Genomic DNA, 17171 nt, shown 5'->3' with positions numbered 1-17171 from the left:
GTGGTCGGCCCAGGGCCACCTGTGTGGCACAGCGTTCTGTGGGCAGTGGCTATTCCCGGCGGGTCCTTCCGGCGCAGCGGTTCAGCGGGCGCGCTCCACCCGGGCCTCGTCCCACACCGGTTCCTCGGTCTCGTAGACGCGGCCGTTGGAGCCGAACACCAGGAACCTGTCGAAGGACTTGGCGAACCAGCGGTCGTGGGTGACGGCCAGGACGGTGCCTTCGAATGCGTTGATGGCCCGTTCCAGTGCCTCGCCGGAGTGCAGGTCCAGGTTGTCGGTGGGCTCGTCGAGCAGCAACAGGGTGGCCCCGGAGAGTTGCAGCAGCAGGATCTGAAAGCGGGCCTGCTGGCCGCCGGAGAGGGAATCGAAGGCCTGCTCCGCCTGCGCGGCCAGTCCGTAGCCGTCCAGGGCCCCGGAGGCCGCCTCGCGCCCCAGCCCGGAACGGTGCTCGTCCCCGCGGTGCAGGATGTCCAGCAGTGAACGGTGCCCCAGGTCGGGGCGGACATGGGTTTGCGCGAAGTAGCCGGGCCGGATGCGGGCCCCGAGCTTCACCGTGCCCTCGTGGGGGACCTCGGCCAGCACGATGTCGGAGACCGGCAGGTGTTCGCGTTCGGGGTCGGTGCCGCCGGCGGCGAGCAGGCGCAGGAAGTGTGATTTGCCCGATCCGTTGGAGCCGAGGACCCCGACCCGGTCCCCGAACCAGATCTCGGTGGAGAACGGCTTCATCAACCCGGTCAGTTCCAGCTTCTGCGCCACGATCGCCCGCTTCGCGGTCCGGCCTCCGCGCAGGCGCATCGTCACGTTCTGCTCGATCGGCAGCGCCTCGGGCGGCCCGATTTCCAGGAACTTCGCCAACCGGGTCTGCGCCGCGTGGTACCGGTTGGCCATGTCGGAGCGGAACGCCGCCTTGTTCTTGTACATGTTCACCAGCTCCTTGAGCTTGGCGTGCTCCTCGTCCCAGCGTTTGCGCAGTTCCTCGAACCGGGCGTTGCGGTCGGCGCGGGCCTCGACGTAGCTGCCGAAGGATCCGCCGTGGATCCAGGCGGAGGCCCCGTTGATGCCCGGCTCCAGGGTGACGATCCGCTCGGCGGCCTGGTTGAGCAGTTCGCGGTCGTGGCTGATGAACAACACGGCCTTCTCGGTCGCGCGCAGCTTGGATTCGAGCCAGCGCTTGCCCGGCACGTCCAGGTAGTTGTCGGGCTCGTCGAGCAGCAGGACCTCGTCGTTGCCGGCGAACAGGGCCTCCAGGACCAGGCGCTTCTGCTCGCCGCCGGAGAGCGTGGAGGCCGGCCGGTGGGCTGCCCGTTCGAAGCTCAGGCCCAACGCCGCCATGCAGACCTCGTCCCAGACGGTCTCGATCTCGTAGCCGCCGGCGTCCCCCCAGTCCACGATGGCCTGGGCGTAGCGCATCTGGGTCTTCTCCTCGGCGGCGGGGGAGGAATGGTCGGTGAGCATGGCGTCCTCGGAGGCCGCCAATTCGGCGGCCGCTGCGGCCAGCACCGGGGGAGCCGCGGAAACCAGCAGGTCACGCACGCTGGACTCGTCACGGACCTGCCCGACGAACTGGCGCATGATCCCCAGCGTTCCGGACAGGCCCACGGTCCCGCCGTCGGACACCAGGTCCCCGGCGATGATCTTGAACAACGTGGTCTTGCCGGTGCCGTTGGGCCCGATCAGGGCCGTCTTGCTGCCGGTGCCGACCTTGAAGGAGACCTCGTTGAGCAGCTGCGTGCCGTCGGAGAGGAAGTAGTCGATCCCGGCAACATCAATATGACCCATCCGGCCAGTCTAGGGGCGATCAGGTATGGCTTCCCAACCCTGCCCACCCGGCGCAACGCCATCGTTCGCTATTGGGTGCCGGGGCGGGTCAGTTAGGCCAAACTCCGGTGACAGGCCCGGAAAACCGCCGTAGATTGGGCCCCATGAAACTTACCGGAGCACTCGAAAAGGCATTCAACGACCAAGTCACCCTGGAGTTGGAGGCGTCCATCGTCTACCGCCAGCTCTCCATCGAGATGGAGGTCCAGGACCTGCCGGGCATCGCCGGATGGTTCCGCGCGCAGTCCCAGGAGGAGATCGTCCACGCCGAGAAGTTCATCGCCCACATGACGGACCGCGATTCCAGCCCGTCCATCGGTGCCATCAAGGCCCCCGGTGTGAAGGCCGGTTCGGTCCGCGACGCGTTCGAGGCCTCCCTGGCCCACGAGGTCAAGGTCTCCGAGGCCATCCGCCACCTCTACCGCCTGGCCCAGGAGGAGGGCGACATCGACGCCCTCCCGCTGCTGAACTGGTTCGTCTCCGAGCAGCTCGAAGAGGAGGCGACCGTGGGGGAGATCATCGGCCGCGTCCGGCTCATCGGCAACGACGGCCCGGGCCTGCTGCGCCTGGACGCCGAACTCGGCTCCCGCCCGGGTGCCGACGCCGAGGCCTAACCGCCCAGCTCGCGGCGCATCCGCTCCAGCTCGCGCCGGTCGCGCTTCGTCGGCCGGCCCGTGCCGCGGTCACGCACCGGGACCAGCAGTGCCGGGGCCTTCGGACGCGCCGGCGTGTGGTCGATGAAGCAGCTGGCGGCGGCCTGCGCCCCGACGCGCTTGACGATGAGCTGGCGCACCTCCAGGATCCGCTCGAATCCCGCTTCGCGCACCCGGATGGTGTCCCCGGGCACGATGACCGCCGCGGCCTTGGCCGGGCGGTCATTGAGCTTGACGTGTCCGGCGCGGCACGCAGCGGTGGCCGCGGAGCGGGTCTTGAAGGCGCGCACTCCCCAGAGCCACGCGTCGATGCGTACTGCCTTGTCCAACGTCTTCATGGTCCCTCGAGACTAGCCGCACCGCCCGGTCCCGAGCCCCAACGCGGCACACGCCTGGGCCGCTGTGTCCTCGATGAGCCGCTCCGCATCGGCCTGCAGCCCGGCCAGCTCGGCGGGTCCCGGGGCAATGGAGAACGCTGCGGTCAGCCCGGCGTCCCGGCAGGCGGCGGCATCGAGCTGGACCGCCCCGGCGATGACCACCACGCGCGTGGTGGCCGCAGCGGTACGGCGCACCGCATCGACGACCTTGCCCCCCAGCGACTGGGAATCCAACCGGCCCTCCCCGGTGAGCACGACGTCGGCACCTGCCAACGCCTGCGGCAGGCCCACCGCCGTGGAGACCAGCTCGGCCCCGGGAACCATGACTGCCCCCAGGACGGCCACCAGGGCCAACGGCATGCCGCCGGCCGCCCCGCAGCCCGGTGAGGCGGCCACCTCCTCAGCCCGGAGCACGCGTGCCAGGTGGGCCAGCCCGCCATCGAGGGTGGCGACGTCCTCGGGTGAAGCGCCCTTCTGCGGGCCGAAGACAGCCGCTGCCCCGCGTGGCCCGCACAAGGGGTTGTCGACGTCGACGGCAATCCGCCAGCGCACCGCAGCGGCCCGGGCATGCAGCCCGGAGACGTCGACGCCCTCGATGGACGCGAGGTCCCCGCCGCCGGTGCCGGTCCGGTGGCCGCCGGCATCGAGGAACCTGACGCCCAGTCCGGCCAGCAGTCCGGCCCCGCCGTCCGTGGTCGCCGACCCGCCGATGCACAGCAGGATCTCCTGGACGCCCGCATCCAGCAGTGCGGCGGCGATGCGTCCGACACCTCGGGTATCGGCGGCCAGCGGCTGCGGGTCGACGTCGGAGACCTGGGGGAGCCCGTTGGCTTCCGCCGCCTCGATGATGCCGGTGGTGCCATCGGCCGAGATGCCGTAGCGGGCAGTGCAGGGCCGTCCCAGCGCATCGGTGGCGTCCACGGTCAGCGGTTCGGTGCCCCAGACGGCGAGCATCGCATCCAGGGTCCCCTCGCCGCCGTCGGCCAGCGGCAACTCGATGATCCGGGCCGCGTCGCCTGCCACGGCGCGTGCTCCGCGGGCCATGGCGGCGGCCGCCTGGGCCGCAGAGGCGCTGCCCTTGAAGGAATCCGGGGCGACGACGATGACGGGAGGCGCTGGGGTGCTCATGGAACAACTCTAGGCGGGGCAGGCACCCGCCGCCATGGTCAAGGTGCCTAGGTTTACCTGATGATCAATCGTCGGATGAGTGCATGTTGTCCATAGTTGATGGTGCGCTGGGGTCTCCGGGTTCTCCGCGGCGGGAGGCGATGGCGGCCAGGTGAAGCGTCTGTGCCTCTGCCGGGATCCGCGGGTCCAGACCGGTCAGCTGCCTGATCCGGTCCAGGCGCTGCATGGCCGTGTTCCGATGCAGGAACAGTTCCCGTGCCGTTTCCGAGACGGATCCGCCGGCCGCGGCGAAGGCCTGAAGGGTGTGCAGGTGTTCGGCGCGCAGGGGTGCCACGCGGCCGGCCAGTGCCGCTGCCGTGGCAGGAGGCAGGCAGGCCACCGAGAGCTCGGCGGCCAGCTCGTCCAGGCGGAGTCTTCCGGAGGCCCCGGGTGCCGGCAGCAGCCGCGGTGCGGCGGCCAGGGCCCCGAGGGCCTGGGCCGATCCGGCCAGTTCGCCACCGGTGGTGCAGGGCCCGCCGTCGAGGATGGCGGCTCCGGCCGGGGCGTCTGCGGGTTCCTGCTCGCCACCGGTGCCCCGCCCCCCGGTGAGGATCCACCACGCGCCGCCGAAGCGGGCGCGGCGATGTGGTGCGCGCGGCGGCGGGACATCCTCCGCCGCGGTGGCGGAGTCCGTTCCGCCGGGGGCCAGGATGGCCTGGAGCCGCCAGGGCGGCGGCAGTTCGGGCAGCCCGGCGGCCAGGGACGCCTCGATCTTCCGGCCCGTCAGTTCCCCGGAGACCAGTCGGGCCAGCAGCTCGCGGTCTGCCGCATCCCGGCGGGCCGCCTCATCCATTTCGCGTTCGCGTTCCAGGAGCAGGACGATTGTCATGACCAGGACCTGTGCCAGCGGGGCCACCCGCTCCGGTGGCCCGGTGACACCCAGGACGCCCACGATCCCGCCCTCGAGCCGCAGGGGCAAGTTGACTCCGGCCCGCTCTGTGGGGGACCCGCCGTCGTGCACGATCCCCGGTTCCCCCAGGGCAACGGCCCGCGCGACGGCGTGGAAGCCGTCGATGCGCGCCGGGTCGGTGGAGGCAATGATCCGACCCGCCGGGTCCATCACGTTGATGTTGAACTCCAGCGTCGGGGCGACCTGGTCGATGACGCGTTGGGCCAGTTCGCGGCTCAGGGGCAGGGGCATGGCGCCAGTTTAGGCGGTGGGTGCCAGCAGCAGGGTCTCGATCGATTGGCGAACGGCCTCCGCCGCCTCGGGTGAGAGTGCGTCGCCGGTGATCAGGATGTCGGCGGCATCCAACGGGGAGATCTGGCACAACCCGGTGATGCCCCACTTGCTGTGGTCGGCGACCACCACCTGCCGGGCGGCGGAGGCCATGAACGCGCGATTGGCCTGGGCCTCGAGCATGTTCGGTGTGGTGAAACCGTCTTCGGCCGTCATGCCATGGACGCCCATGAAGCAGATGTCCACGTGCAGCTGGGCCAGAGCGGCAGTCGCCAGCGGGCCGACGAGTGCGTCCGAGGGGGTGCGGATCCCGCCCGTCAGGATGATGGTCTGGGACGGGTTCTCGGCGCTGTAGAAGACCTCGGCGATCCGTGGCGAGTTGGTGATGACGGTGAGGTCGTCGATCCCGATGCATTGGCCGGCCAGCGCGTAGGTCGTGGTTCCGGAATTCAGGGCGACCGACATCCCCGGCTCGATCAGCCGGGCGGCATGCACCGCCAGGGCCTCTTTCTCGGCCGCGGCCAGGCCGAGCTTGCGCACGAAGCCGGGTTCGATGCTGGTGGCCGACTGCTCCAGGGTGGCACCGCCGTGGACCTTGACGAGTTCCCCCGCCCCCGCCAGGGCGTTGAGGTCCCGGCGGACCGTCATCTCCGAAATGCCCAATTCGTGGGAGAGCTCCGTGACGCGGACCTGGCCGAAGCGGTTCAGTTCTTCCAGGATGTGGCGGTGGCGCTGCTGCGGAAGCATCTCTGCCATGGTGGATGCGCCTTTCGGGGGAAGTGGTGGTCGGCGGGCCATGTTCCGCCAGCATAACCGAGGTTCGAAAATGTGCGGGTTCTCTGATGGTTCCGATCGATGATTTGTCTCGTAAACAACACGATTTACAGAGATTTTCGTCAACTTCTTGCGCTGGGGTGTGGTGCGTGTCATAGTGTCGGGAAGTCAGAATTAGTTGTTTTCTGATCGATATTGAGCGTTTCTCCATCATCCTCGTCGTTGCGCACACGGAAATCCGGGCCGGCGGCACAACCCAAGGAGTCACCGTGGTCCACCACCATCCCCGGCAGGACGGACGCCGTGTCCCGCCCAGCCCCTCCTCGCTCGGCAAGGGACTCAGCGTCCCGGTCAACCGCAGGTCAGTTCTCGGGGGCGCCGTCGGCCTCTCGGCATTGGCCGCCCTCACAGCGTGCGGCGGCGGAGGTGGAGGCGCCAGCGTCAGCGAGGGGACCGGAGACATCACGTTCGGCTCCAACCAGTCGGACGCCGTCCCCAAGGCCGCCTACAAGAAGATCATCGACGGCTTCATGAAGGAATCCGGCTCGAAGGTCACGATCAACACCGTTGACCACAACACGTACCAGGAGCAGATCAACTCCTACCTGCAGGGCGACCCGGACGACGTCTTCAGCTGGTTCTCCGGCTACCGCATGCGCTTCTTCGCCGACCAGGGCCTGGCCGGGGACATCTCCTCGGTCTGGGACAACATCGGCTCGAACTTCAGCGAATCGTTCAAGGCCGCCTCCACGGGAAGCGATGGCAAGCAGTACTTTGTCCCGCTCTCCTACTACCCGTGGGCCGTCTTCTACCGGAAGTCCGTGTTCGAGGACAAGGGATACGAGGTCCCCAAGACGCTGGATGAGATGACAGCGGTCAGCGAGGACATGCTCAAGGAGGGGCTGGCCCCGATTGCCTTCGGCGACAAGGACGGCTGGCCGGGAATGGGCACGTTCGACATCCTGAACATGCGCATCAACGGCTACGACTACCACACCAAGCTCCTGGCCGGGGAGGACTCCTGGGAGTCCGACCAGGTCAAGGAGGTCTTCAACACGTGGACCAAGTTGCTGCCGTACCAGCAGAAGGGCGGCCTCGGACGCGACTGGCAGGAAACCGCGCAGGGACTGCTGCAGAAGAAATCGGGGATGTACCTGCTGGGCATGTTCGTGTCCCAGCAGTTCCAGGGCGCCGAGGGCGGTGACGCCCTGAAGGACCTCGACTTCTTCACCTTCCCCGAGATCAACCCGGACTACGGCACCGACTCCATCGACGCACCCATCGACGGCTTCATGATGAGCGCCAAGACGCAAAACGGCGGCACCGCCAAGAAGCTGCTGGAATTCCTCGGCAGTGCCGAGGCAGAGAAGATCAACGCCGACGCCGACAAGGGCCTGGTCGGTCCGGCCAACGACATGGACACCTCCGACTACACGGAACTGCAGAAGAAGGCGGCCAAGGTCGTCGGCGAGGCCAAGAACATCGCCCAGTTCATGGACCGCGACACCCGACCCGATTTCGCTTCCACCGTGATGATCCCCTCGATCCAGTCGTTCATCAAGAACCCGAAGGACATCAACAACATCCTCAAGGATGTTGAGGCGCAGAAGAAGGCGATCTTCGCCGCCTAGGGCTGCGGGAGGGGAACACCATGAGCACAGTGACACAGAAGGCCCGGCCGCCCAAGGCCCGGAAAGTCCGCAGATACAGCACCACCGACCGGGTGGTCCTGACCCTGATGCTGGGCGTCCCGGCCCTGGTGGTGTTGGCCTTCGTCTGGGGGCCGGCCTTGGGATCGGTGTTCCTCTCCTTCACCCGCTGGAATGGCGTGACAGCCATCCAGCCCATCGGGTTCCAGAACTACGAGCAGATCGCCACGATCTACCCGCCGTTCTGGCCCGCCCTGCGCAACAACGTCATCTGGCTGCTGGTCCTGGCCCTGATCGCCACGCCCCTGGGATTGTTCCTGGCGGTGTTGCTGGACAAGAACATCCGCGGAACCCGCATCTACCAGAGCGTGTTCTACCTGCCGGTGGTGCTGTCCCTGGCCCTGGTCGGTTTCATCTGGACCCTGCTGTACTCCCAGGACCAGGGGCTGATCAACCAGCTGTCCGGGGCTCACGTGAACTGGCTGGGCAATTCCGACATCAACCTGTGGGCCGTGCTGGTCGCCGCCAGCTGGCGACATGTCGGCTACATCATGGTGCTCTACCTGGCCGGATTGAAGGGGGTTGACCCCTCCATCAAGGAAGCGGCCTCCATCGACGGCGCCAACCAGCGCCAGACCTTCTTCCGGGTGGTCTTCCCGGTGCTCAAGCCCATCAACGTCATCGTCCTGGTGGTCACCGTGATCGAGGGGCTGCGGGCCTTCGACATCGTCTACATCATCAACAAGGGAACCAACGGACTGGAGCTGCTTTCGGTGCTGATCACCAACAACATCATCGGCGAGGCCAGCCGCATCGGCTTCGGATCCGCGATAGCGGTCATCCTGCTGGTCATCTCGCTGGTCTTCATCATCACCTACCTGGTGCAGACCTTCAGGAAGGAAGGGACCCGATGAGTGCCGCCACCTTGACCCCCGGCGAACACGACGCAGCGACGTCCCCCGCAGCCGCCACCGGGACCCGGAAGTCCCGGCGCGGCGAGGCCGGGTCGGAGCGCAAGGCACCCCTGCGGCCGGGCCGGGTCATCCTGCACGTGTGCCTGATCCTGTGGGGGGCGATCTGGCTGGTGCCGCTGGCCTGGGCGATCTACACGTCGCTGCGCCCCTACTCCGAAACCGCGGAGAAGGGCTACGTGTCCCTGCCGGACACGCTGAACTTCAACAACTACGTCACCGCCTGGACCCAGGCCGACCTGCCCCACTACTTCCTGAACTCCCTCTACATTGCAGTACCCGCCGTCGTCGTCGTCCTGTTCATGTCCTCCATGGCGGCCTTCGTGCTGGCGCGTTTCAGCTTCAAACTCAACCTGCTCATGCTGATGTTCTTCACCGCGGCCAACCTGCTGCCGCAACAGGTCATCATCACCCCGCTGTACCGGATGTTCCTGGAGCTGGACATCTACAACACCCAGTTCGGCGTCGTGCTCATCAACGTGGCCTTCCAGATGGGCTTCTGCGTGTTCGTCCTGTCCAACTTCATGAAGGCGCTGCCCGACGAACTCGGCGAAGCGGCCCAGGTCGACGGGGCGGGGGTGTGGCGGCAGTTCTACCAGATCATCCTGCCGCTGACCCGCCCGGCGCTGGCCGCGCTGGCCACGCTGGAATTCGCGTGGATCTACAACGACTTCTTCTGGGCCCTGGTGCTGCTGCGCGACGGCGACGCGATGCCGGTGACCAGCGCGCTGAACAACCTCAAGGGCGCGTTCTTCACCGACAACAACCTGGTCGCCGCCGGCGCCGTGATGATCGCCCTGCCCACCGTGGTCATGTTCCTGCTGCTGCAAAAGCACTTCGTGGCCGGCCTGACCCTCGGCAGCAACAAGTAGGGCGGCCCGGTGACCATCCCTGGAACCCCCCAGCTCCCCTACCACCTCGACCCTTCGCCCGGTTCCGGGACCCTTCCCGCCCGCGCACACCTGGACTCCGACCGGCCCGAGGCCAGCCTGGCCGGCACCTGGGGCTTCCGCTACTCGCCCTCGGTCTGCGGCGCGCACCCGGACCCGGCTGCCGAGGACGCCGATTTCCCCGACACCGTCACCGTTCCCGGCCACTGGGTGCTCGATGCCTCCAACGGCCCGCTGGTCATCGGGTCGGTGAACCGGTTCGGCAGTCCCTGGTACACCAACGTCGACTATCCGTTCCCGGTGGATCCCCCCTTTGTCCCCGACGCCAACGGGACCGGGGACCACCTGCGAGAATTCACTGCCGACGAACTCGGCTTCACCACCGAGGTCCTGGACGGGCTGGACCGGATCATCCTGCGGTTCGAGGGAGTGGAATCGACGTTCAAGGTGTGGCTCAACGGCTCAGCGATCGGCCATGCCTCCGGCAGCCGGCTCACCCACGAATTCGACATCACCGACACGCTGCGCCGCGGAGGTGAACCCAACCGGCTGGTGGTCCGCGTCCACGCCTTCTCCGCGGCCAGCTACCTGGAGGACCAGGACCAGTGGTGGCTACCGGGGATCTTCCGCGACGTCACCCTCATCGGCCAACCCGTGGCCGGCATCCGCGACGTCCACGTCGTCGCCGACTACGACGACGGGGCGGGCCACCTGACGCTGGACGTCGACGCCCCGGCGGCCGCCTTCCCGCTGCGCCTGTCCATCCCCGGTCTGGGGGCCACCCACGAGATCACCACGGCCCGGACCGAACTGGACGTCGGCACCGTGAAGGGCTGGACCGCCGAGACCCCCCACCTCTACCCGGCCACGCTGTCCTCCCCGGACGAACGGGTGACCCTGCGCCTGGGCTTCCGCCGGGTCGACATCCACGACGGCGTGCTGCGCGTGAACGGATCCCCGATCCGGTTCCGCGGCGTCAACCGCCACGAGTTCCACCCCACCGCGGGCCGGGCGGTCACCGCTGACTTCACCCGCAGCGAGCTGCAGACGATGAAGCGGCACCACATCAACGCCATCCGCACCAGCCACTACCCGCCGAACCACCATCTGCTGGACCTGGCCGATGAGCTGGGCTTCTGGCTCGTGGACGAATGCGACCTGGAAACCCACGGCTTCCTCGCCGAGCAGTGGGAACGCAACCCCTCCGATGACCCCACCTGGCGGGAGGCCTACCTGGACCGGATCGAACGCACCTGGCGACGGGACGCGAACCACGCCAGCGTCGTCATGTTCTCCCTCGGCAACGAGGCAGGCACCGGAGCCAACCTCGCGGCGATGGCCGACTGGCTGCGTGGGCACGATCCGATGCGCCCCATCCATTACGAGGGAGACCACGACGGCGCCTACACCGACGTGTACTCGCGCATGTATGCGACCCCCACCGAATCCGCCTCGATCCTCGCCGGGGACCCGGTGCCCTCGGCGAGCGCCTCCGGATCGGACCGGATCGCCACCCAGCCGTATGTGTTGTGCGAATACGCGCATGCCATGGGCAACGGCCCCGGTGGCCTGCAGGATTACGAGGCACTCTTCGACGCGCATCCCCGCGCGGCCGGCGGCTTTGTCTGGGAGTACAAGGACCACGGGATCTTGGCCGCCACCGCCGACGGCCGGGCCGTGCATGCCTACGGCGGCGACTTTGCCGAACCGATCCACACCTCCAACTTCGTCCTCGACGGGCTGGTCTTCGCCGACGGGACCCCGAGCCCCGGACTGGTGGAATACGCTGCGGTGATCGCCGGCGTGCGGATCACCGTGGGGGAGGCGATCCTGATCGAGAACCGCCAGGACTTCGCCGACACCTCCCACATCGACTTCAGCTGGCGGGTGGATGCCACCGGCCCCGACCTAGACGCCGCGCCGCTGGCGGAGGGGAGCCTCCAGTTCCCCGGGCTTCCCGCCCGATCGAGCACCACGCTGGAACTGCCCGACGCCGCCCGGCAGCACCCGGGAGCCGTCCTCACCGTCTCAGCGCGGCTGGTCGCCGACACCTGGTGGGCCCCGTCAGGCCATGAGGTCGCCGTGGGGCAGGGCATCATCGACGCGGTGGGTGCAGGTTCCGACCCGACCAGCCCCGCCGGTGCCGCCGTGGCCGCCCCGCAACGCCGGGTGCCGGCCACGGAGCAGGCCACCGCCATCGACCCCCGAACGGTGGCGGGCTTTGACGCTTCCGGGTTGCTGCGGGACTGGGCGGGCCTGGGGCTGGCCGGCCCCGAGCTGCTGGCCTACCGGGCCCCGACGGACAACGATGCGGGGGCCATCGAACCCACCCGCGACCTGCGCCCCGGCGGCGCCGGCACCGTGGGCATCACCGCCCAGGCAGCCCCCGGCTTCGACTGGGACACCTACGCCGGCACGGCACCCGGCCCGGTCATCGCGCTCGCCGAGACGTGGCATTCCGCCGGCCTGCACCGGCTCCAACGCCGCACCGTGTCCACCGGTGGCGACGCGGCCACCCTGCTGGCAACCCACCGCTACGGCGCCCCGGCGCTACCCTCCGGTTTCACCGCCGACCTGCACTGGAGCGCCGTCGACGGTGGCCTGCGGCTGCGGGCCCGGCTGGAGGCGCTGCAGGATCCGGGGTTCCCGTTGGCCCAGCTGGGGCTGGGCTTCACCCTGCCGGCGGACGCGCTGGCCGATGAGGGCCCCGTCGAGTTCACCGGCGCCGGACCCGGGGAGTCCTACGCCGACTCGCAGGCCGGCGTGCGCTTTGGAATCCACCGGCTGCGGGTCCGTGACCTGCGCACCGACTACCCCCGGCCCCAGGCCAACGGACGCCGGGGCCACCTGCACGGGGTGGACCTGGCGCTGTCCGACGGCAGGACCCTGCGCCTGCGGGTGATCGAGGGGCCGCCGGATACCGGCTTCACCCTCGGCCCGTGGAGCCAGCAGGAACTGGCCGCCGCCGCCCACCCCACCGACCTGCCCGAACCCACCGCGTGGCATCTGGGCATCGACGCCGGCCAACACGGGCTGGGCAGCCGCTCCTGCGGCGTCGACGTTCCCGCCCGGGATTCCCTGACCTCCAGCCGGGCAGAGCTGGTCATCGACTTCGCCCTGCTGGGCACCACCGCCTGGGAGGGCACCGCATGAGTCTTGTATCCCTGGCCGGCCACGGCGTGGCCCTGATCCTGCAGACCACCGGGGTCCCCGCCGTCGTGCATCATGGCGCCGATCCCGGCCCGTTGCCGGAGCACGAATCCACGGGACCGGTGCTGCATTCCAACTACGACCACCCGCTGGCGATGCCGCTGTGGCCGCAGGCGGCGAACGGCTGGTCCGGCACCCCGCTGCTGGAAGGCGGGCGCGGAGGGGCCGACACCTCGGCCCGGTTCGCGGACCCCGAGGTGTCCGTGGAGGAGCAGCGGCTGGTGCTGCGGGCCACCGATGACGACGCCGGACTGGAGCTGGCCACGGAGGCCGAGCTGTTGCCCGGCGGGCTGCTGCGCGTGCGCCACACCGTGTCCAACGTCGGCGCCCCCGGCTACGAGGTGCGGGCCCTGAACGCGATGCTGCCCGTGGGCCCGCAGGCCACCGAGGTGCTCGACACGGCGGGGCGCTGGTCCCGTGAACGGTCGGTCCAGCGCCTACCGTTCGTGGTGGGCACACACACCCGCACCGGACGCCATGGCCGCACCGGCCACGACGCCCCGCTGCTGATGGCCGCCGGAACCCCCTCCTTCGCCCACCGGCGCGGGGAGGTCTGGGCGCTGCACTTCGGCTGGAGCGGCAACAGCACGGTGTTCGCCGAACGCACCGCCACCGGCACCCGCGCCCTCGGTGCCGGGGAACTGACCGGACCCGGGGAGATCGTGCTGGACACCGGCGACTCCCACACCTCACCGTGGGCCTACCTGGCGTACTCCGCCGACGGGCTCGACGGCATCGCAGCCCGCTTCCACACCTACCTGCGCTCGCGCCCCGGCCACCCGCGCCGGGAGCGGCCCGTGGTGCTGAACACCTGGGAGGCCGTGTACTTCCGCCACGACCTGAACGAGCTCACCTCGCTGGCCGAATGTGCCGCGGAGGCCGGGGTGGAACGCTTTGTGCTCGACGACGGCTGGTTCGGCTCCCGCCGCGACGACACCACCGGGCTCGGCGACTGGACCGTGTCCACCGAGATGTGGCCCGACGGGCTGCAACCGCTCATCGCCAAGGTCAACGAGCTGGGCATGGAATTCGGGTTGTGGGTCGAACCCGAAATGACGAACCCCGACTCCGAGCTGGCCCGCAACCACCCCGACTGGATCTGCCGGGCGCGCGGTGACCGGCTGGCCCCCACCTGGCGGAACCAGCACGTGGTGGACCTGACCCGGCCGGACGCCTACTCCCACGTGTTCGGCTCCCTGCACGCGGTGCTCGCCACGGCCCGCGACGCGGGGACACCGATCACGTTCCTCAAATGGGACCAGAACCGCGACCTGGCCGACGTGGCCTCCGCCGGCAGCCCCTCCCAGCACGCCCAGACCCTGGCCGCCTACCGGTTGATGGACGACCTCAAGGCGGCCCACCCCGGGCTGGAAATCGAATCCTGCTCCTCCGGCGGCGGGCGCGTGGACCTGGGGGTGCTCGAACACACCGACCGGGTGTGGGCCTCGGACTCCAACGACGCGCTGGAGCGCCAGCACATCCAGGAGCTGACCCAGCAGGTGCTGCCCCCGGAACTCGTCGGCCAGCACATCGGCCCCTCCACGGCCCACACCTCGGGGCGCACCCACGCGTTGGCCTTCCGCGGGATCACCGCCCTGTTCGGGCACTTCGGGATGGAATGGGACATCCGCGAGGCCACGGGAGCGGACCGGGACACCCTGCACGAACTCGTCAGGCTCTACAAGGACCACCGGGCGCTGTTGCACTCCGGTCGCCAGGTCCGTGCCGACCTCGCCGACGACGCCTTCAGCCTGTACGGGACGGTGGCGGCCGACGGCCACGAGGCACTGTATGCCTTCTGCCTGCTGCGCTCCAGCGAGGATGCCGGGCCGGGGGCGATCGCGTTGCCGGGGCTCGACGCCGGGACCACCTACCGCGTCTCGGTGGTCCTTCCCGGGAACGAAGCAGGAACCTATGCCGAACGCGAGGCCCCGGGGTGGGTGGCCGACGGGTTCACCGCGACGGGCGCCTACCTGTCCACGGTCGGCCTCATGCTGCCCGCCCTGAACCCCGAGCGGGCCATCCTGCTCCATGCCGAAGCCCAGGAGGCATCGTGAGCGACACCGTGGCCGACACCGAGCAGCAGGCGGGCGCCGGGACGCCGCGCCAACCGGTGCGCGGGCGCATGGCCGATGGCCGGGAGATCCTGTACTTCTTCGACGCATCCCACCGGCACGCGGACTTCGCGGCACCGGAAGACCTGCGGACGCTGCCGGGCCGGCCACCGGCTGCCGAATTGCGCAGGGATGCACTGACGGGGGAGTGGGTGTCCTTCGCCGCCCACCGGCAGACCCGCACTCACCTTCCACCGGCCGACGAGTGTCCGCTGTGTGCCTCCACCGCGGACCGCTCCACCGAGATCGCGGCGGCGGACTACGACGTCGTCGTCTTCGAGAACCGCTTCCCCTCCTTCGGGCCCCACCAGCAGGACCAGGTCCTGGGCACCGGGCTGGGGGCCACCTTTCCGGCGCACGGGCGGTGCGAGGTCATCGCGTTCGGTGCCGCCCACGACGATTCATTCGGCGACCTGCCCGTGGAACGGGCCCGCACCGTCGTCGACGCCTGGGCCCAGCGCACCGGCGAACTCTCGGCACTGCCGGGGATCGAACAGGTCTTCGCGTTCGAGAACCGCGGCGCCCAGATCGGGGTGACCCTCCACCACCCGCACGGCCAGATCTACTCCTACCCCTACATCCCGCCCCGGACGCTGGCCCAGCTGGAACAGGCCCGCAACCACCGGGCCGTGACCGGACGCAACCTGATGCAGGACGTGCTGGACTTCGAAATTGCCGACGGTTCCCGGATCGTGGAACATGGCGAGCACTTCACCGTGTTCGTCCCGTTTGCCGCCCGCATGCCGATCGAGGTGCACATCGTCCCGAACCGCCACATCGCGGACCTGGCCGGTCTCACCGCCGCCGAACGGGCCGAACTGGCCGAGGTGTACCTGCGCCTGATCCGCGGGGTGGACGCCCTCTACTCCACGCCCACCCCGTACATCGCCGCCTGGTTCCAGGCACCCACCCGCCACCCGGACGCCGGCGAATTGCGCCTGCACCTGCAGCTGACCTCCCCCCGCCGGGCCGAGGACAAGCTGAAGTACCTGGCGGGATCGGAAGCGGCGATGGGTGCCTTCATCGGCGACGTCACCCCCGAATCCACGGCGGCCCGGCTGAGGGACGCCATCCAATCGGTGAAGGGAACCCCCGCATGAGCCGGCAGCACGACGCCGATGCCCCCGGGGCCGGGCGCGTGGCGCTGGCCTTTGGCGAACTGTTCGGATCCGCATCCGACGGCGTGTGGGCCGCCCCCGGACGCGTGAACCTCATCGGCGAGCACACCGACTACAACGAGGGGTTCGTGCTGCCCTTCGCGCTGGGACACACGGCCCGGGTCGCCGTCGCGCTGCGGCCGGACGGGCCTCCCCGGCTGCGCGCCGCGTCCCTGCAGGGCGCCGACCCGGCAGGAACCGGCCAGGCGGCAACGGCCGGACGGATCGCCGAAGCCGGGCTGGGGCAGCTGGAACCGGCCGCCGTCGAACCCTGGGCGCGCTACGTGGCGGGCATCATCTGGGCGCTGCAGCAGCGCGGCCACCACGTACCGGGGGTGGACGTCCTGCTCGATTCCGACGTGCCCTCCGGTGCGGGGCTGTCCTCGTCGGCGGCTATCGAATGCGCGGTCGCCCTGGCCCTGGACGAGCTGCTGGACCTGCGCATTGCCCGGCAGGAGCTGGTGCTGCTCTGCCAGCAGGCGGAAAACGACTTCGTCGGCGCCCCCACTGGCATCCTGGACCAGTCGGCATCGCTGCTGGGGGCCGCCGGGCACGCCCTGTTCCTGGACTGCCGCAGCCGCGAGGCACGGCAGGTCCCCCTGGACCTGGCCGAACACGGCCTGGCGATCCTGGTCATCGACACCCGGGTCGCCCACGCCCACGAATCCGGCGGCTACAAGGACCTGGTCGCCGCCTGTCGCCGCGGGGCCGCTGCATTGGGCGTCCCGGCGCTGCGGGATGTGGGAACCGAACGGTTGGCCGAGGCCCGGCGGATCCTGGATGCCGGCACCTTCCGCCGGGTGCGCCACATCGTGACCGAGAACCAGCGCGTCCTGGACACGGTGGCCATCCTGGACAGCGACGGCCCCCGGGCGATCGGCCCGCTGCTGGATGCCAGCCATGCCTCCATGCGTGATGACTTCGGGATCTCCTGTGACGAACTGGACGCCGCGGTCGAGGCGGCCCAGCAGGCAGGATCCCTGGGGGCACGCATGACCGGCGGGGGTTTCGGCGGATCGGCCATTGCCGTCGTCCCCGTCGAGGACGCCACGGCGGTCGCTGCGGCGGTGCGCCACCGGTTCGCCGCCGAGGGGTACCTGGCCCCCGACCTCTTCGTGGTCGAGCCAGGCGACGCGGCACGGCGGATCGACAGGTAGCCGGCCCGTCAGCGGACAGGCGACCAGCGGACAGACGAAGGGCCCCGACTTTGG

13 protein-coding genes are annotated in these 17171 nt (G+C 69.6%); 8 read left to right on the top strand and 5 right to left on the bottom strand.

Features of this window, described 5'->3' with window-relative positions:
- Positions 1–81 precede the first annotated feature (81 nt).
- Positions 82–1779 (bottom strand): ABC-F family ATP-binding cassette domain-containing protein, encoded by a 1698-nt coding sequence (locus ACN0TP_RS07630; RefSeq protein ID WP_417218253.1) that lies wholly within the window; start codon positions 1777–1779, stop codon positions 82–84.
- A 143-nt stretch (positions 1780–1922) separates the two neighbouring features.
- Here ACN0TP_RS07630 and ACN0TP_RS07625 point away from each other — a divergent pair, with 143 nt between their 5' ends.
- The gene (locus ACN0TP_RS07625; protein ID WP_417218252.1) at positions 1923–2432 is read left to right on the top strand and encodes a ferritin; all 510 of its coding nucleotides are present in this window, start codon (positions 1923–1925) and stop codon (positions 2430–2432) included.
- Here the strand turns inward: ACN0TP_RS07625 and ACN0TP_RS07620 are convergent.
- The 4 genes from ACN0TP_RS07620 to ACN0TP_RS07605 all read right to left on the bottom strand — a co-directional run bounded on the left by ACN0TP_RS07620 (position 2429) and on the right by ACN0TP_RS07605 (position 5951).
- Positions 2429–2809 (bottom strand): RNA-binding S4 domain-containing protein, encoded by a 381-nt coding sequence (locus ACN0TP_RS07620; protein WP_417218251.1) that lies wholly within the window; start codon positions 2807–2809, stop codon positions 2429–2431. The two genes, ACN0TP_RS07625 and ACN0TP_RS07620, sit on opposite strands and share 4 nt — an antisense overlap.
- Positions 2810–2821: 12 nt before the next feature.
- Positions 2822–3976: a glycerate kinase gene (locus ACN0TP_RS07615; protein WP_417218250.1), complete on the bottom strand. Its 1155-nt coding sequence runs from the start codon at positions 3974–3976 to the stop codon at positions 2822–2824.
- Positions 3977–4040: 64 nt separating this feature from the next.
- A complete protein-coding gene (locus ACN0TP_RS07610; protein ID WP_417218249.1) occupies positions 4041–5156 on the bottom strand; it encodes a CdaR family transcriptional regulator in 1116 nt (371 codons plus the stop codon).
- 9 nt (positions 5157–5165) lie between these two features.
- The gene (locus ACN0TP_RS07605; RefSeq protein ID WP_417218248.1) at positions 5166–5951 is read right to left on the bottom strand and encodes a DeoR/GlpR family DNA-binding transcription regulator; all 786 of its coding nucleotides are present in this window, start codon (positions 5949–5951) and stop codon (positions 5166–5168) included.
- A gap of 287 nt (positions 5952–6238) precedes the next feature.
- On the opposite strand from ACN0TP_RS07605, the gene ACN0TP_RS07600 reads away from it, so the two are divergent.
- Genes ACN0TP_RS07600 through galK form a run of 7 tightly spaced genes read left to right on the top strand, consistent with a single transcriptional unit; the run spans position 6239 to position 17117 of the window.
- Positions 6239–7600, top strand: a complete 1362-nt coding sequence (locus ACN0TP_RS07600; protein WP_417218247.1) for an ABC transporter substrate-binding protein — start codon at positions 6239–6241, stop codon at positions 7598–7600.
- Positions 7601–7620: 20 nt separating this feature from the next.
- Positions 7621–8532 (top strand): carbohydrate ABC transporter permease, encoded by a 912-nt coding sequence (locus tag ACN0TP_RS07595; protein WP_417218246.1) that lies wholly within the window; start codon positions 7621–7623, stop codon positions 8530–8532.
- Entirely contained in the window at positions 8529–9461 is a 933-nt protein-coding gene (locus ACN0TP_RS07590) for a carbohydrate ABC transporter permease (RefSeq protein ID WP_417218245.1), read from the top strand. The genes ACN0TP_RS07595 and ACN0TP_RS07590 overlap by 4 nt, the downstream gene beginning before the upstream one ends.
- Before the next feature lie 9 nt (positions 9462–9470).
- On the top strand, positions 9471–12632 hold the full coding sequence (locus tag ACN0TP_RS07585; protein ID WP_417218244.1) for a glycoside hydrolase family 2 TIM barrel-domain containing protein: 3162 nt from the start codon (positions 9471–9473) through the stop codon (positions 12630–12632).
- The gene (locus tag ACN0TP_RS07580) at positions 12629–14746 is read left to right on the top strand and encodes an alpha-galactosidase (RefSeq protein ID WP_417218243.1); all 2118 of its coding nucleotides are present in this window, start codon (positions 12629–12631) and stop codon (positions 14744–14746) included. Before ACN0TP_RS07585 ends, ACN0TP_RS07580 begins: the two co-directional genes overlap by 4 nt.
- Positions 14743–15903 carry a galactose-1-phosphate uridylyltransferase gene (galT, locus tag ACN0TP_RS07575; protein WP_417218242.1) on the top strand — a complete coding sequence of 387 codons (1161 nt, stop codon included), beginning with the start codon at positions 14743–14745 and terminating at the stop codon, positions 15901–15903. The genes ACN0TP_RS07580 and galT overlap by 4 nt, the downstream gene beginning before the upstream one ends.
- Positions 15900–17117 carry a galactokinase gene (gene galK, locus ACN0TP_RS07570; RefSeq protein WP_417218241.1) on the top strand — a complete coding sequence of 406 codons (1218 nt, stop codon included), beginning with the start codon at positions 15900–15902 and terminating at the stop codon, positions 17115–17117. The genes galT and galK overlap by 4 nt, the downstream gene beginning before the upstream one ends.
- The last annotated feature ends 54 nt before the right edge of the window (positions 17118–17171 follow it).

The sequence above is a fragment of the Arthrobacter sp. genome (genome assembly GCF_048266065.1).
In the GTDB taxonomy this organism is placed as follows: Bacteria; Actinomycetota; Actinomycetes; order Actinomycetales; family Micrococcaceae; genus Arthrobacter_H.
The sequence above is the reverse complement of the archived record's forward strand: the minus strand, read 5'-3'. Positions and strand labels throughout refer to the sequence as shown.

Coding starts and splice junctions, on each gene's coding strand:
- galK (WP_417218241.1), top strand. CDS start 15,900: ATGAGCCGGCAGCACGACGCCGATGCCCCCGGGGCCGGGCGCGTGGCG.
- ACN0TP_RS07630 (WP_417218253.1), bottom strand. CDS start 1,779: ATGGGTCATATTGATGTTGCCGGGATCGACTACTTCCTCTCCGACGGC.
- ACN0TP_RS07590 (WP_417218245.1), top strand. CDS start 8,529: ATGAGTGCCGCCACCTTGACCCCCGGCGAACACGACGCAGCGACGTCC.
- ACN0TP_RS07610 (WP_417218249.1), bottom strand. CDS start 5,156: ATGCCCCTGCCCCTGAGCCGCGAACTGGCCCAACGCGTCATCGACCAG.
- ACN0TP_RS07580 (WP_417218243.1), top strand. CDS start 12,629: ATGAGTCTTGTATCCCTGGCCGGCCACGGCGTGGCCCTGATCCTGCAG.
- ACN0TP_RS07620 (WP_417218251.1), bottom strand. CDS start 2,809: ATGAAGACGTTGGACAAGGCAGTACGCATCGACGCGTGGCTCTGGGGA.
- ACN0TP_RS07615 (WP_417218250.1), bottom strand. CDS start 3,976: ATGAGCACCCCAGCGCCTCCCGTCATCGTCGTCGCCCCGGATTCCTTC.
- ACN0TP_RS07595 (WP_417218246.1), top strand. CDS start 7,621: ATGAGCACAGTGACACAGAAGGCCCGGCCGCCCAAGGCCCGGAAAGTC.
- ACN0TP_RS07605 (WP_417218248.1), bottom strand. CDS start 5,951: ATGGCAGAGATGCTTCCGCAGCAGCGCCACCGCCACATCCTGGAAGAA.
- ACN0TP_RS07625 (WP_417218252.1), top strand. CDS start 1,923: ATGAAACTTACCGGAGCACTCGAAAAGGCATTCAACGACCAAGTCACC.